The following is a 14,501-nucleotide window of genomic DNA, read 5'->3' as shown; positions in this document are numbered from 1 at the left end:
AGGAAACGTGACGTGGCAATGACCGTGCGCTCTGGGAGATCCGCGCGGTTGCAGGACGTCAACGAACTCGGCTGGGAAGAAGTTCAGTCGTCGGCGCCGAGGCCTTGGGGAACTGGACGATCGCATTCGTTCCGACGACGACCTGCCGGCACCGACGACGACCTGGTGGTGCCACTGACGGTGGGGTGTCAAGCACTCACACACTCGTCGAGCAATGTCGCAGCTAGCTCCTCGTTCATCCTGTGGCAGAACGGAGTTCGCGCAAGGCAATTTATGGAAGCCTTCTCCGCCGAACTCGATACCCTATGGCCGGCACCCGAGGAATATCTGCTCGAACAATCGATCTCCCCGCTCGACGACCAGCGCTGAACTCCGAGCGCGTCCGTGGCTCGGTAACGAGGCGTCTGTTGCCGAGGAGCCTGCTTTGTCACCGAACCAACGGTTCTCGATTCGCTACGAACGGGCTCTGCCGGACGGGGATGGGAGTCGACGTCCGGCAGAACAACAGTCCCGAGCCAGCACAGACCGGGACGATTCTCACCCTGCACCCGATCGGCTGAAAGTACCAGCCCTCACCGGACTGAAATGCGACACGTGTGATGCAGTGCTCTCTCATTGGTTTCGGAAACCCAGACAGTTCCGGCCCCACAACGAGGGTGCGGTGTGTGTGTGCCGATCGTAGGGTGGCCCAGCGGCAGGTCGGAGGAGTCACACCTCACATCAACCGATCAGCACGACCCCGGACGCGGACCCTCGCACGCTCATTGCCCGGCATCGGCGAGGGCTTGTCATCATCTCTAGGTGATGCGCACACTCGCCAGCAGATCCTCTGCCACCGCCCGCAGTTTCGTGTTGGTGCGTTGGGATCTCTCGACCAGCATCGCGAACGCCGCATCCGCATCGACACCGTGGACCGCCATCAACACCCCCTTCGCCTGATCGATCACCGCCCGCGAATCGAGAGCACGCTCGAGCTGCAGAGCCAACTGCCGGGCACCCCGGTAACGTTCGGTACTGCCGATCGCATACCCAGCGGCAGTGGTGAACAAATTCATCAACGCCACCTCAGAACGAGCGAACCCGTCCGCACGGCTGCCGTACACGTTGACCGCACCCGCACGCACCCCGGGCTCGAGCGCAGGCAACGGAATCGACAGGAAACTCTGCACCCCGAATCGCCGGGCCTCGGACGCCAGACCCGGCCACCGCTCACTGGCAGTCGTGCGGTCCGCCACCACGATCTGCTCGCTCTCCGCGGCCTCGATACACGGACCCGCCCACGACCGATACTGCAGCTCGTCTACTATGACGACCTCACGGGACGTGCGCGCCGCCGTCGACGCAGCACCCTCCTCATCGAGAACCGTCACCCCCGCCATGTCCGCATCCTCGATCAACTCCACCGCATGCTCACACAACCGGTTCAGATACTTCTCGATGTGACCGGCCGGATTCAACACCCGATACAGATCCTGCAACGCTTCGGCAGCCGCATCGAGCGGAGGAAACCACCCATCACCGACAGCAGCGCTTCGTACGACATCCATCCCACACCTCACACGCACTCCCACGAGACCGTGACGGCACACGACGAAAATGGGCAAAACCCCGATCTCCACTTGTCAACAACTCACGAATGCCCGAACACACCACCACCAAACCCCACCACGACGCCGCGGTCCCGCCGCACCAGCAACCCGAACCAAAGGGTGGTTCGCCGGCGCCGAGGTGTGAGCGCCGACGCCAGCGAACCCGATGCGCATCCCGGCACTGCCCGTACCAGGATGCCCCATTTCGGGGCTGACCCACCCCCGGCGAGCGGACAGCCGGAAGGCAGGTCGTCTGCGCGGCGCCCCGAAATCCTTTTCGAGTGCTCCCGATACCGCAACCCAGAGGTATCCCACACACCACCAACGCAAACCCGCCCCGACCACAGACCTTCAACGGTATGGGGAAACGCCGCAACGCCACATCCATGCGGACCCACTACCGACCAGACGCACCTACGTAGCCAAGATCGCCGGTCTGCGCCTCCCCACACCTGTAGTGGCTACACGGAGTACAAACAGCTGTCGGCTTCACCCTCCTCGGACGGTTCTGCGGACGATTCTGCAATCACACGTCGACATCGAACGTCGCATCATCTTCCTCGACTCCGGACGGCTCCCCGTCCCGAAGTCCTCCTCCAGCCTCGCGGAGCACCCTTCCAACAGCGAATTACATCGCGGTTCAGCGCTAAAGTCTCCGTGTCTCCGTTCCAACGAGACGGAGACGAACGCGTAGCCTTCATGATTAGGCTCACTGGCGGGTGCAGTCGGTGGCCCACAAACTGTTGAGGAGCTTCGGTCGGTATCAGTCTCGGCCAGTCCACCGTGATCGAGCCCCTCAACCTCCGAGAGGACACTCACCGAGCCAACCGGTACCATCGGTATTCGTAGAGACTGCAACAAGATTCACAACTGAACTACCGTCTTCCGAAAAAGATCGAGCTATTGGATGGCCGTCAGGAGTGCACGGCCGACAGAGGACCGACCGACGCCCAGTGTCGAAGCGATGGAGTCAAGACTCCTCCCTTGCTCGCGCAGTGCACGGGCGAGTTCAGTGCGTTCCGGGGTCATGACAGTCGGCCGGCCGCCGCGTCGACCTTGACGTCGGGCGGCTTCGAGGCCGGCATGAGTACGTTCGACGATCATGCGGCGTTCCATTTGGGCAAGGGCTGCCATGATGTGGAAGAGAAATTCGCCGCCTGCGGTGGTGGTATCGAATCCTTCTGTGAGGGAACGGAATGCGATGCCGCGCTCACCGAGGTTGTGAACGGTGTCGATGACGTGGCGGACGGATCGTCCGAGCCTGTCGAGTTTCCAGACGACGAGGACATCACCGTCGTGGTCACGTAGGTAGTTCAGGCATTCGGTGAGCTGGGGGCGCTGCGTTTTGGAGCCGGATTCGTAGTCGGTGAAGATGCGGATCGCTCCGGCTTGGCGGAGTGCGTGTTCTTGCAGTTCGGGGTTTTGTTCGAGGGTGGAGACGCGGGCGTATCCGATGATGCTCACAGTCTCGGTCCTTCTGGTCTGCTGCTGTGTTGTGGGATGGTGCGGCTGTTCATGAGTTGGTGGTCGACCTCGGGGCTCCAGTGGGTGTGAAACTTGGTGGTGTCGAGGTCGGCTAGTTCCGGTTCCGGAGCGGCCGGCTTGGGGGCTGGCCGGATCTCGGTGGTCTGTGGGTCATGTTGTGGTGCTTCGGGTTTGATCTGGCTCGCCCAGGTATAGGTCTGTTCGGGCATGGTGTCGTAGTGCTCGATCATCGCCTGCCAGTGCGCGGGGAACGTCATGACGTTCTCGCGGGGTGCGGTGGCGATGGAGTCCATGGGCACTTCGGTGACAGGTTTGATCGCGGGTCGTAGGACGTCGGCGAGGATGGTTCCGCCGTCGATGTAGGCGAAGTTGCGGGCGGCTTGGACGGCGTCGGCGCTGAGTTCGCGCCATTCGATTGCCCATCCGACGTCGCGTGCGAGTTGGTCGAAGAAAACCCTTTGGGTGCGGGAGTTTCCGTCGACGAACGGGTGGACACTGGTGAGATCTCCCCAGTGTCCGGCGAGGTCCTGGACGAACGCTTCGTGGCTGTGGTGGTTGACGTAGACACCGCTGTTGATGTCGGTGAACACTCGGTCGAGTTCGCCTGGGATGGCGGCGGGTGGGTCGTGGAGGATGCCGAGATCGCCTGGCGCGGTGTCGATGGTGCGGATTTCACCGGCCCATTCGTACAGGTCGCCGAGTAGGTGTCGGTGGATTGCTTGCAGGTGCGCGAAGTCGAAGTGTCCGTCGATCGGGTTCGCTGCCAATTCCGCCATTCGTGATCTCGTTGTTCATGGCGTTCCTTTCTGTCGTTTCCGGCGATTGTGCCTGGTAGCTCCGACACGGACCTACGGACGGGTTTTCAGAACAGAGTGTTTTGGGTTTGTGCGGCGGCGTTGTCGGTGCGTTTCTCGTAGGCGGTTGCGAGGGTTTGCGCGGTGGTGGGGCTGCATCCCATTTCGGTGCCGATGTCGTCCCAGCTGGCTCCGTGGTGGTGCAGTTGCCAGGCATCGTGTTCGTCGTCGCTCACGTTCAACCCTCCTCTTCGGCGGGTGTCTTGAGTTCTCGGCGGAGGCGTAGGGCTACGACGTAGTGGTAGACGGCAAGCCCGAGGAGGCTTGTTCCGGCGATGAGTGAAATGGTTGTTCCGCCGGTGAGGAAGATGATGCCTACGGCGAGGCTGATCAGCGCGACGACGGTGTGCGCTTTCCAGCCGGGTTTGCTGGTGTCTTTTTCGGTCGTCATGGTCGATTCCCTTTGTCGTTTGGGGCTTTTCGGAGGCTGGCGGCTTTGGTGAAGCTGTAGACGGAGGCGGTGAGGGCGATGATTCCGGCGGTGATCATGTGTTTGGTGCCGATGGTGAAGTCCAGGGCTGCGACGGCGAGCGCGAGGACTCCGAAGATGCTGTGTTTCAACACTCTCGGTTTGTTAGTCATGGGCGGCCTTCGCGGATGGCTGCGAGGCGTTGGGAGGCTGCGCGGCGTTCGCGGCCGATGCTGAGCAGGTGTTCGAACAGTTGGTCTTCGGGGAGTTCTTCGGCGGCTTGGGCGAGGGATCGTGCTGCTTCGCGGAATCCGCGCCGGTAGGCCTGGATGAGGACTGCGGCAATCTTGTGCTCGAGTTCAGCGGACGGGACGCCGATGGTGCTGATGTCGGTGAGTGCTTTGGTGAGTTGTTTCCCGAGGTGCCCGCTGGTGCGTCCTTCCTGCTGCAAGGTGGCGAAGACATGGGCACTGTTGTGCGGTTTGCCGGAAGTGACTAGCTCCTCGATGGCGGTGAACAGTGCCGCGTTCACGGGCCGGTAGAAGTCTGCGCTGGTCAGAGCTGCGACGGCACGTTTCGCGCTCTCAGCCGGCGCCCAGAGCAGCGAGCACAGGAGTTGAGCCTCGACGTCGAGGGCGGTGCTGTACTCGCGAGGGGACTGAACCCGAGGTCTCCCCCACCGACGATGAACTGCCGTGCGGCGATTGCTGCGTGATAGGCGTGGTACGCGTTTCCGAGGATGCTGATCACGACAACGCTGACTGCAAGCGCTATGTAGAAGCCTCTGTCGCGTTTGTTCATGTTGAGCTTGCTGATGATGACGATGGCGATGGTCGCGCCGAGGATTGCACTGTCGACGATCGCCGGGAAAATCCAGGTCAGGTGTTCGGGGATCAGCGCTTGCCTTGCAAGGTCGCGTTGTACGGCGAAGGAAAGTACGAATGCGCCGGTGGTGATGCCGAGTGCAATGACGATCGCGAGTGCGAGTGCGGCGAGCAATGCGCCTAGCTGGATACGGGCAGCCCGGAGGCTAAAGTCGTTCATGATCGGGTTTTTCCTAATTGGTGTGTAGAAGCACGGACCGACGGGCAACAACGCTCACGCTGGTCTGCTGTTTCTGCGGGTGCACTGCCAGGCGGACTCCAGGGTTTTCCCGGCGCATGCGACGCCTTCTGGAAGAGAGGCAGCGCCGGGCAGTGCACCATTCGGCGTGGTGAAATGTCGTGGTACGAGCCCGCCGCAGGGATGATCTCTTCTTCTGTGTTCCCGAGCCGTGAGCTCTTCGGCAGATCGAGCGCCCTGCGGTGCGCTGGTGTCACGAACGGCTGGTGAGATGACGGACCGTCGAGTCCTGCAATTAGGTCGCCGCGTGCACCACACGGGTTCGCAACCTGCACATCGACATTGGGAGGCGCGGTGGGACTGTACTGCGGAATCGATTGGGCCGAAAACCATCACGACTTCGCGATCCTCAACGACCTGGGCGAAGTCGTGAGCCGGGGACGAGTCGACAACGACGCTGCCGGGTTCGCCCGGTTGCTCGAGGCATTCGCCGAAGCCGGCGACACCGCCGAAGATCCGATCCCAGTCGGGATCGAAACCGATCACGGCCTGTGGGTTGCCGGACTGCGCGCGAGTGGCCGGGTGATCTACCCGATCAATCCGCTCGCGGCCTCCCGGTACCGGTCCCGGCATTCGGTCTCCGGATCGAAATCCGATTCCGCCGACGCGGTCATGCTGGCGAATATCGTGCGCACCGACGCCGTCGCGCACCGCCCACTGCCGGCGGATACCGACAGCGCTCTGGCCATTCGGGTTCTCGCCCGCGCCCAGCAGGACGCCGTCTGGTCTCGGCAACGCTTCGGCAACGAGATCCGCTCGCTGCTCAAGGAATATTTCCCGGCAGCGTTGACCGCGTTTCAGTCGCTCGAAGACGGGCTGACCCGCCCTGATGCCCGAAGCGTGCTCGCTGCAGCTCCGACTCCGACCGCAGCTGCCGCCCTGACCCGGCCCCAACTCAAAGCAGCACTCAAAAGAGCCGGACGTTCCCGATTCCTCGACCGAGACGTCGAACGACTGCGGGCCATCATGCGCGCCCCGGCGCTTCGCCAGCCACCGCAGATCGAAGCAGCGATGGGAATCAGCCTGATGACCCTGTTGCGGCAGTTCGACGCCGCCTGCACAGCCGCCGAGACCCTCGCCGCGCACGTGAGCGTGCTCTTCTCCGAGCACCCGGATGCGAAGATCATCACCAGCTTTCCCGGTCTGGGGCCGCTCGCAGGTGCTCGCGTGCTCGCCGAGATCGGTGACGACCGAAACAGGTTCGCGACCGCGCGCGGCCTCAAGGCCTACGCCGGTGCTGCCCCGATCACCCGTGCCAGCGGGAAGAAAACCTTCGTCCTGCACCGGCACGTCAAGAACCGGCGACTGGCAGCAGCGGGAACGATCTGGGCGTTCAGCGCCCTGCAAGCGTCCCCCGGCGCCCGACGACATTTCGACGCTCGCCGCGCCGGCGGAGACTGGAACCACCAAGCCCAACGACACCTGTTCAACCGATTCCTCGGCCAACTCCACCACTGCCTTACCACCCGCGAATTCTTCGACGAACTGCACGCATTTCCACCTCCCCTCCCGATCGCGGCTTGACTCCTACACCCCGTGAGATGTCTTCCAAAGGTTCCCGGTCTGGAGCTTCGCCGGGTTGCCTCCTTGTGGGACCCCCATTTAGCTTTCCGTGTATGTCCGCATCTACGGATATACGTACATACGAAAAGGGTCAGCGTCGAGCGAGAACGTCACGTTTTACCCGTTACTGAGGGTTCGTCGGCCAACAGACGTTCAACCAAGACGACAAGAATCTCCTGGGCAAGTCCCAAGTCTCTGACTGCTGGGAACGACGAAGCACTTCGTGCCGAACCACTCCGCCATGGGGTGAATGTCCGTTATCTTCCTCGGCAGTAGTTGCAATCTCCTGGCTGCTCGGCGTCCACGCACGGATGCTGTCACCACGAAAGGGAGCACATCTGTGAATGGACTCGAAACGCCTACTCGTTTGTCCCGAACCACCGCCGCCCTCGGCGTTGGCGCGCTCGCTGCCGCGATCACCTTCGGCAGTGCAGTGGGTACTGCATCAGCCGACACTCCGGTCGTCGACTTCGGCAGTATCTCTTTCGCGGTGACCAACGGTCCCGGCAACACCATCTACGACATCAACGCCATCATCAATCTCCCGCCCGGCACACTGCCGCCAGGGATGATGACCCCTCAGATCCCTGCGCCCGCCGCGGCCCCTCAACCAGTCGGCGACCCGTTTGCGGGCACCGCATTGGACTTCGTTCTGAGCTTCATTCAGGCTGCGGCCAGTTAGCCGACAACAAAAAAACGAGGCCCCAACTCAAAGGAGTTAGGGCCTCGTCTTGTGGTGGGCGAAGGGGGACTTGAACCCCCACGTCCCGAAGGACACTGGCACCTGAAGCCAGCGCGTCTGCCATTCCGCCACTCGCCCGAGCAACGCCGAAACATTATCACGACAAACTTTGAAAGTTCTATTCGTGCAGCTCAGGGCACGAATCGATGAACACCGAGCACCCGAAAGCCCAGAACCGATACCATGCTGAAACAGCGGCCAGGTACTGCCGAAGCGTCATTTGACAGTACCGTGGAACCTGTACAGCAGTTTGGACGACACGCGACAAGGCGGTGCCGGCGCTACTTGCCGAGCATTTTGCTGTCGTAGATGCGAGGCGAGAGGAGGGCCCGATGGGCATCGTGCAGCGTTTCGAACGAAAGCTCCAAGGAGCTGTCGGCGACGCATTCGCGCGGGTCTTCGGTGGTGGTGTTGTGCCGCAGGAAGTAGAGGCGGCGCTCCAGCAGGAGGCACGTGACCGCGTCGAGCACCTCGGCGGCGGAATCCTTCTCGCCCCCAACAACTACGTGATCACCATCAACAACTCCGATCACGAAGAGCTGGCAGCAGATCGCGAACTGACGACAAAAGCTTTCAGCCGACACCTGCAGGATTTCATCCGCGATCAGGGTTGGCAGACGTACGGCGACATCTCGGTCACCTTCGAGCCTTCGCCTACGCTCCACACCGGTCAGTTCCGCACCCGCGGAACCGTCGACCCGGATGGTGACGCCGAGCAGGCAACGCCGCCGTCGCATGTTCCGCAGGTTTCGTCGCGGCCGCCACAACGGCCGCCTCAGCGACCCGCACCGATTGTTCCCCCTGTTTCCAATCCAGTCCCGTCACAACCAGGAGCCGGCCCCATGACGCAGAACTCAGGCTACGAACCAAGCCGCGAACCGGCGGGTCGCCAGCCCGAACCGCAGCAGCCGGCACGGAACGGGTACTCCCACGACGACGGCGGTTACGCCGCTCCGCAGGGCCAGGAAGCGCCGTACCAGAACGGTTACGACCGCGGCGACGGTTACCGCACGGGCGACGACCAGCAGGGCTACAACCAGCAGCAGGGTGGCTACGACCAGCAGGCGTACCCGAACCAGCAGCAGCCGTACGAGCAGGCCGGTTACGACCAGCAGGGCTATGACCAGCAGGGCGGCGGCTACGACCAGCAGGGTTACCAGCAGCAGCCGTACGAGCAGCAGGGCTACGGCCAGCAGGCGTACCAGGGTGGGTACGACCAGCAGGGCTACCAGCAGGGCGGCTACGACCAGCAGGGCTACCAGCAGCCGTACAACGGCCAGTCCTACGATCAGCCGGGCTACGACCAGCAGGGCTACCAGCAGGGCGGCTATGACCAGCAGGCGTACACACAGCAGCCGTACGAGCAGGCCGGCTACGAGCAGGGCGGCAACTTCGAGCAGACGCAGGCCTACCCGCAGCAGGGCTATGCCCAGCCGCAGGGCGGTTACGCACCGACGGCCCAGAGCCTGACGGCAACCCTGCAGCTCGAAGACGGCAGCGGACGCCACTTCCAGCTTCGCGACGGCAGCAATGTCATCGGCCGCGGCCAGGAAGCTCAGTTCCGCCTCCCGGACACCGGCGTCTCACGTCGCCACATCGACATCCGTTGGGACGGCCGCACCGCGATGCTGTCCGATTTGGGATCCACGAACGGCACCACCGTCAACGGAGCACCGGTCCAGGACTGGCAGCTGGCAGACGGCGACATCATTCGTGCAGGTCACTCGGAGATTCTGGTTCGCATTCTCTGAGCTGAGAAACGGACGCCAGGATTTTTCCGATAACAATCGAACATTCGGCGGTCCGTCGGCGCGCCGCCGTCACGCGGCTGTCAGTATCGTGATCTTCGGGGCCCAGAGCCCCCTATGATGCTGCCAGTCGACAATGCTCGAACCCCGCTGCGGCGGGGCTCGAGCCATAGAAGGAGGTGGACAGCCGTGCAGGGCCTGATTCTGCAACTCACACGGGCGGGCTTCCTGCTCCTACTGTGGCTGTTCGTCTGGGCAGTCCTCCGCACTCTCCGCTCCGACATCTATGCCGGCTCCGGGGTCAGGGTTCCGCCGCGGTACACCCGCGCGGGAAAGGTCCTGCCCTCGCTGGGCAAGGCGAAGGTGCCTCGGTACCTGGTGGTCACGCAGGGCGCCCTCGCCGGTACCCGCATCACCCTGGGCTCACAGCCGGTGATGATCGGCCGCGCCGACGATTCGACACTCGTTCTCACCGACGATTACGCGTCGACGCGCCATGCACGACTCTCGCAGCGCGGCGCCGACTGGTACGTCGAGGATCTCGGTTCGACCAACGGCACCTATCTGGACCGCGCCAAGGTCACCACTGCGGTGCGCGTCCCGCTGGGCACCCCGGTTCGCGTCGGCAAGACGGTAATCGAGCTACGCCCGTGACCCTTGTTCTCCGCTACGCGGCGCGCAGCGACCGCGGTCTCGTGCGCTCCAACAACGAAGATTCCGTGTACGCCGGTGCCCGCCTGTTGGCTTTGGCCGACGGTATGGGCGGGCACGCGGCCGGTGAGGTCGCGTCGCAGTTGATGATTGCCGCCCTGGCGCATCTCGACGACGACGAGCCCGGCGAGGATCTGCTCGGCAAGCTCGAGGCAGCCACCCGCGAGGGCAACGATTCCATCGCCGATCACGTCGAGGAAGAACCCGAACTCGACGGCATGGGCACCACGCTCACCGCGATCCTCTTCTCCGGCAGCAAGCTCGGTCTCGTGCACATCGGCGACTCGCGCGCCTACCTGCTGCGCGACGACCACCTGACGCAGATCACCCGCGACGACACCTTTGTGCAGTCGTTGGTCGACGAGGGCAGGATCACCGCCGAACAGGCACACACGCACCCGCAGCGATCCCTGATCATGCGGGCGTTGACCGGCAACGAGATCGAGCCGACGCTCACCGTGCGCGAAGCCCGCGCCGGCGATCGTTACCTGCTCTGCTCCGACGGCCTCTCCGACGTGGTCAGCGACGAGACCATCGAGAACACGATGCGCGAGGGCTCTCAGGAGCAGTGCGCCGACCGTCTCATCGAATTGGCGCTGCGCAGCGGCGGTCCCGACAACGTCACCGTCGTCGTCGCCGATGTCATCGACCTCGACTACGGCCAGTCGCATCCCATCGTCGCGGGCGCCGCGTCGACGGAAGAGGAAGAGGACGCCCCTCCCCCCAACACCGCTGCCGGCCGCGCCGCTGCCATGCGTCCGCCGCGCGCGACGCCCAAGCGAGTTGTCTCCCAACCCGAACCGGAACCGAAGAAGAAGCGGAACCGGTTGTGGTGGGTGGTCCTCGCCGTGGTGCTGATCGCGCTGGTCGGCGTCGGCGCCGTGATCGGCCGCGCCGTCATCCGCAACAACTACTACGTCGGCGAAGACAACGGCCGCGTGACGGTGCTGCGCGGCATCCCCGGTTCGGTGCTCGGCTACTCGCTGCAAGACGCGGATCTGGTGGGTTGCGTCGGCGACGACGACGTCCTGACCCTCGTCTCCCCCGACGCGATTCCCAGCAACTGCAACATCCTCGAGGTCACCGATCTGCAGCCGTCGGCGCAGGAGCAGGTGCGCGCCGGGTTGCCGTCCGGCAAGCGTGAGGATGCGCAGAGCCAGATGATCCGTCTCATCGGCGGCGATCTGCTGCCTCGTTGTGAGCCGGTTCCGACGACGACGGCCACGCCCACTCCCCCGCCGGCACCGGAGACCACGCCGCCCCCCGCACCGCCCGCGGAGCCTGCTACGCCGACGACGGCAGCACCCACGACTACGCCTACGCCGACCGAAGTTCCCGGTCAGACTTGCAGGACGGTCAACTGATGTCGTCCAACGCAGCTGCGGGGACGGCTTTTCCGAGTCCGCCCGGAGGTTTTGCCCCGGCGCCGGTCCAGTCGACCCGTCGAAACATGGAGCTACTGCTCCTGGGCTTCGCCGTCATCATCACGACGGTCTCGCTTCTGCTCGTCGAAGCGAGCCAGGAACAGAAGATCACTCTCGATCTGGCTAAGTACGCGCTCGCGTACACGGGCCTGTTCCTGATCGCGCACTTGGCAATTCGGCGGTATGCGCCGTACGCAGATCCACTGCTACTGCCGATCGTCGCCCTGCTCAACGGCCTTGGGTTGGTGCTCATCCACCGACTCGACCTCGCCGACGAACAGACAGCGCTCTACAACGGCGTCGAGGCACCGTCACCGGATGCGAACCAGCAGGTCATGTGGACTGCACTGGCGATCACCGGATTCGTGTTGCTGCTCGTGTTCTTGAAGGACTACCGCCTGATGGCGCGGTTCAGCTACACCCTCGGCCTCGCAGGCCTGGTGTTCCTGGCGATTCCCGCGATCCTGCCGGCGAAGTTCTCGAGCGTGAACGGCGCAAAAATCTGGATTCGCCTGCCCGGATTCAGCATTCAGCCAGGTGAGTTCGCGAAGATCCTGCTCATCATCTTCTTCGCCTCCGTGCTCGTCGCCAAGCGCGACCTGTTCACCTCGGCCGGTAAACACTTCCTGGGCATGGATTTTCCGCGTGCCCGAGACCTCGGTCCGATCCTGCTCGCCTGGATAGTCTCGGTGGGCGTGCTCGTCTTCGAAACCGACCTCGGTACGTCGTTGCTGCTTTTCAGCACCGTGCTGGTGATGCTCTACATCGCGACCGAACGTGTGGGCTGGCTGGTGATCGGCGGCGGACTGCTCGCCATCGGATTCTTCTTCGCCTACAAGATGTTCGGCCACGTGCGGGTGCGCGTCGACACCTGGCTGGACCCGCTCGGCGACTACGCCAATACCGGATATCAGATCTCGCAATCGCTGTTCGGCCTGGCCACCGGTGGTATCGCCGGAACAGGTCTGGGCAGTGGCCGGCCCAACCAGGTTCCGTTCGCGAAGACGGACTTCATCATCGCGACGATCGGCGAAGAGCTCGGCTTGATCGGCCTGGCCGCTGTGTTGATGCTGTTCCTGCTTCTCATCGTGCGCGGCCTACGTACGGCGTTGGCAGTGCGCGACAGCTTCGGCAAACTGCTCGCCGCCGGTCTGTCGTTCACCATCGCGATCCAGATTTTTGTTGTCGTCGGCGGCGTCACCAAGCTGATCCCGCTGACGGGTCTGACAACACCGTTCATGTCGTACGGCGGCTCGTCGCTGCTCGCGAACTACCTACTGCTGGCCATCCTCGTCCGGATCTCGGACGCGGCTCGTGCGCCGGTAGTGACGAAGAAGAAAGGTCCGCCCCCAATCGCTGACGCCAATACCGAGATGATGCCGCGCGTATGAACACTCCACTGCGCCGCGTCGCGATGGCCGTCATGGTGATGGTCGTCGCGCTCCTCGCCAACGCCACGTACGTACAGGTCATCAAAGCTGACGACCTGCGAGCCGACCCGCGCAACTCGCGGGTGCTGCTCGACGAGTACTCACGCCAGCGAGGTCAGATCTCGGCTTCCGGTCAGGTGCTTGCCGCCTCCCGCGCCACCGACGACCGGTACAAGTACCTGCGTGAGTATCCGAATCCGTACCCGTACGCACCGGTCACGGGCTTCTACTCGATGCAGTACGGCAGCGCCGGCCTCGAGCGCACCGAGGATCCGATTCTCAACGGCTCGGACAACCGGTTGTTCAGTCAGCGCTTCTTCGACCTGGTGTCCGGACGCGATCCGCGCGGCGGCAACGTCGTCACGACGCTCAATCCGGCGATGCAGCAGGTGGCGTACGACCAGCTGACCAGCAAGGGTTACACCGGTTCCGTCGTCGCCATCGAGCCGAGCACCGGACGCATCCTGACGATGGTCAGCACTCCGAGCTACGACCCGAACCTGCTTGCCAGCCACGACGGCGCCGAAACCACGAAGGCGTGGGACGAGCTCAATGCCGATCCCAACGATCCGTTGGTCAACCGCGCTATCTCGCAGACCTACCCGCCCGGCTCGACGTTCAAGGTGCTCACCACGGCCGCAGCTCTCGGCAACGGTGCGACGCCGGACGACCAGCTGACCGCGGCTCCGCAGATCACGCTGCCCGGCACCAGCACGACCCTCGAGAACTACAACGGCAGCACCTGCGGCCCCAACCCGACGGCGTCGTTGCGTGACGCGTTTGCGCGCTCGTGCAACACCGCCTTCGTCGAACTGGGCATCAAGGACGGCGCCGACGCCATCAAGGACGAGGCCAGCGCCTTCGGCATCGGACCCAACACTCCCGCGATCCCGCTGCCGGTTGCAGACAGCACCGTCGGCGACATCTCCGACGACGCGGCTCTCGGCCAGACCAGCATCGGCCAGCGCGACGTCGCGGTGACCCCGCTCGAGAATGCAGTGATCGCCGCGACCGTCGCCAACGGCGGTGTGCGGATGCAGCCCAACCTGATCTCCCAGTTGCAGGCACCCGACCTGACCGATCTCAGTACGCCGTCACCGGTGTCGATGGGTCAGGCGATCTCGCCGGCAGTTGCGGCCACGCTGACCGATCTGATGATCGGCTCGGAGAACTTCACCGGCGGCGACGGCAAGATCCCCGGCGTTCAGATCGCCTCCAAGACCGGTACCGCCGAGCACGGCGTGAACCCGCGGGAAACCCCGCCGCACGCGTGGTACATCGCTTTTGCACCGGCGCAGAATCCGACGGTCGCCGTGGCCGTCATCGTCGAGAACGGTGGTGACCGCGGACTCGCCGCTACCGGTGGCTCGGTTGCTGCGCCGATCGGTCGTGCAGTCATCGCAGCCGGAATCCAAGGGGGCTGA

General features: G+C 63.8%; 15 protein-coding genes, 1 tRNA gene and 1 pseudogene. 8 read left to right on the top strand and 9 right to left on the bottom strand.

The genetic code is table 11. The annotated features are described in order from the left end of the window. Nucleotides 1–12 precede the first annotated feature (12 nt). A complete protein-coding gene (locus RHP72_RS00250; protein WP_054781728.1) occupies nucleotides 13–369 on the top strand; it encodes a hypothetical protein in 357 nt (118 codons plus the stop codon). A 428-nt stretch (nucleotides 370–797) separates the two neighbouring features. Here the strand turns inward: RHP72_RS00250 and RHP72_RS00245 are convergent, their stop codons facing one another. From RHP72_RS00245 to RHP72_RS00210, 8 genes and pseudogenes are all read right to left on the bottom strand, one after another. Beyond that, nucleotides 798–1,547, bottom strand: coding sequence for a GAF and ANTAR domain-containing protein (locus RHP72_RS00245; protein WP_054781727.1), 750 nt, complete (start codon nucleotides 1,545–1,547; stop codon nucleotides 798–800). Nucleotides 1,548–2,489: 942 nt separating this feature from the next. Continuing rightward, on the bottom strand, nucleotides 2,490–3,053 hold the full coding sequence (locus RHP72_RS00240) for a recombinase family protein (RefSeq protein WP_054781726.1): 564 nt from the start codon (nucleotides 3,051–3,053) through the stop codon (nucleotides 2,490–2,492). Next, entirely contained in the window at nucleotides 3,050–3,850 is an 801-nt protein-coding gene (locus RHP72_RS00235; RefSeq protein ID WP_063315327.1) for a Fic family protein, read from the bottom strand. Before RHP72_RS00235 ends, RHP72_RS00240 begins: the two co-directional genes overlap by 4 nt. 86 nt (nucleotides 3,851–3,936) lie before the next feature. Then, nucleotides 3,937–4,104, bottom strand: coding sequence for a hypothetical protein (locus tag RHP72_RS00230; protein ID WP_165638552.1), 168 nt, complete (start codon nucleotides 4,102–4,104; stop codon nucleotides 3,937–3,939). 2 nt (nucleotides 4,105–4,106) lie between these two features. After that, nucleotides 4,107–4,319 (bottom strand): hypothetical protein, encoded by a 213-nt coding sequence (locus RHP72_RS00225; protein WP_054781723.1) that lies wholly within the window; start codon nucleotides 4,317–4,319, stop codon nucleotides 4,107–4,109. Continuing rightward, nucleotides 4,316–4,492 carry a hypothetical protein gene (locus RHP72_RS00220; RefSeq protein ID WP_172403474.1) on the bottom strand — a complete coding sequence of 59 codons (177 nt, stop codon included), beginning with the start codon at nucleotides 4,490–4,492 and terminating at the stop codon, nucleotides 4,316–4,318. The genes RHP72_RS00225 and RHP72_RS00220 overlap by 4 nt, the downstream gene beginning before the upstream one ends. 14 nt (nucleotides 4,493–4,506) lie before the next feature. After that, the gene (locus RHP72_RS00215; protein WP_232330067.1) at nucleotides 4,507–4,941 is read right to left on the bottom strand and encodes a DnaB-like helicase N-terminal domain-containing protein; all 435 of its coding nucleotides are present in this window, start codon (nucleotides 4,939–4,941) and stop codon (nucleotides 4,507–4,509) included. A 44-nt stretch (nucleotides 4,942–4,985) separates the two neighbouring features. Next, nucleotides 4,986–5,381, bottom strand: a pseudogene (locus tag RHP72_RS00210) (DUF2637 domain-containing protein); the annotation flags it as partial. Between the two features lie 372 nt (nucleotides 5,382–5,753). On the opposite strand from RHP72_RS00210, the gene RHP72_RS00205 reads away from it, so the two are divergent. Further along, on the top strand, nucleotides 5,754–6,983 hold the full coding sequence (locus RHP72_RS00205; RefSeq protein WP_044480144.1) for an IS110 family transposase: 1,230 nt from the start codon (nucleotides 5,754–5,756) through the stop codon (nucleotides 6,981–6,983). 379 nt (nucleotides 6,984–7,362) lie between these two features. Next, nucleotides 7,363–7,704, top strand: a complete 342-nt coding sequence (locus RHP72_RS00200) for a hypothetical protein (protein ID WP_311094174.1) — start codon at nucleotides 7,363–7,365, stop codon at nucleotides 7,702–7,704. A gap of 52 nt (nucleotides 7,705–7,756) precedes the next feature. Here RHP72_RS00200 and RHP72_RS00195 read toward each other — a convergent pair. Beyond that, nucleotides 7,757–7,842: transfer RNA gene (locus RHP72_RS00195), tRNA-Leu, on the bottom strand. Nucleotides 7,843–8,096: 254 nt separating this feature from the next. Here RHP72_RS00195 and RHP72_RS00190 point away from each other — a divergent pair. From RHP72_RS00190 to RHP72_RS00170, 5 genes are all read left to right on the top strand, one after another. Next, complete coding sequence (locus RHP72_RS00190; protein ID WP_311094173.1) at nucleotides 8,097–9,515, top strand: FhaA domain-containing protein; 1,419 nt, start codon at nucleotides 8,097–8,099, stop codon at nucleotides 9,513–9,515. Between the two features lie 186 nt (nucleotides 9,516–9,701). After that, a complete protein-coding gene (locus RHP72_RS00185; protein WP_003943418.1) occupies nucleotides 9,702–10,166 on the top strand; it encodes an FHA domain-containing protein in 465 nt (154 codons plus the stop codon). Continuing rightward, complete coding sequence (locus tag RHP72_RS00180) at nucleotides 10,163–11,587, top strand: PP2C family serine/threonine-protein phosphatase (RefSeq protein ID WP_162114235.1); 1,425 nt, start codon at nucleotides 10,163–10,165, stop codon at nucleotides 11,585–11,587. Before RHP72_RS00185 ends, RHP72_RS00180 begins: the two co-directional genes overlap by 4 nt. Then, on the top strand, nucleotides 11,587–13,038 hold the full coding sequence (locus RHP72_RS00175) for an FtsW/RodA/SpoVE family cell cycle protein (RefSeq protein ID WP_007735775.1): 1,452 nt from the start codon (nucleotides 11,587–11,589) through the stop codon (nucleotides 13,036–13,038). Before RHP72_RS00180 ends, RHP72_RS00175 begins: the two co-directional genes overlap by 1 nt. Next, a complete protein-coding gene (locus tag RHP72_RS00170; RefSeq protein WP_007735774.1) occupies nucleotides 13,035–14,501 on the top strand; it encodes a penicillin-binding protein 2 in 1,467 nt (488 codons plus the stop codon). The genes RHP72_RS00175 and RHP72_RS00170 overlap by 4 nt, the downstream gene beginning before the upstream one ends.

It is taken from the genome of Rhodococcus sp. SG20037 (genome assembly GCF_031763325.1).
GTDB lineage: Bacteria > Actinomycetota > Actinomycetes > Mycobacteriales > Mycobacteriaceae > Rhodococcus_F > Rhodococcus_F qingshengii.
The sequence above is the reverse complement of the archived record's forward strand: the minus strand, read 5'-3'. Positions and strand labels throughout refer to the sequence as shown.

Coding starts and splice junctions, on each gene's coding strand:
- RHP72_RS00175 (WP_007735775.1), top strand. CDS start 11,587: ATGTCGTCCAACGCAGCTGCGGGGACGGCTTTTCCGAGTCCGCCCGGA.
- RHP72_RS00235 (WP_063315327.1), bottom strand. CDS start 3,850: ATGGCGGAATTGGCAGCGAACCCGATCGACGGACACTTCGACTTCGCG.
- RHP72_RS00170 (WP_007735774.1), top strand. CDS start 13,035: ATGAACACTCCACTGCGCCGCGTCGCGATGGCCGTCATGGTGATGGTC.
- RHP72_RS00225 (WP_054781723.1), bottom strand. CDS start 4,319: ATGACGACCGAAAAAGACACCAGCAAACCCGGCTGGAAAGCGCACACC.
- RHP72_RS00190 (WP_311094173.1), top strand. CDS start 8,097: ATGGGCATCGTGCAGCGTTTCGAACGAAAGCTCCAAGGAGCTGTCGGC.
- RHP72_RS00245 (WP_054781727.1), bottom strand. CDS start 1,547: ATGGATGTCGTACGAAGCGCTGCTGTCGGTGATGGGTGGTTTCCTCCG.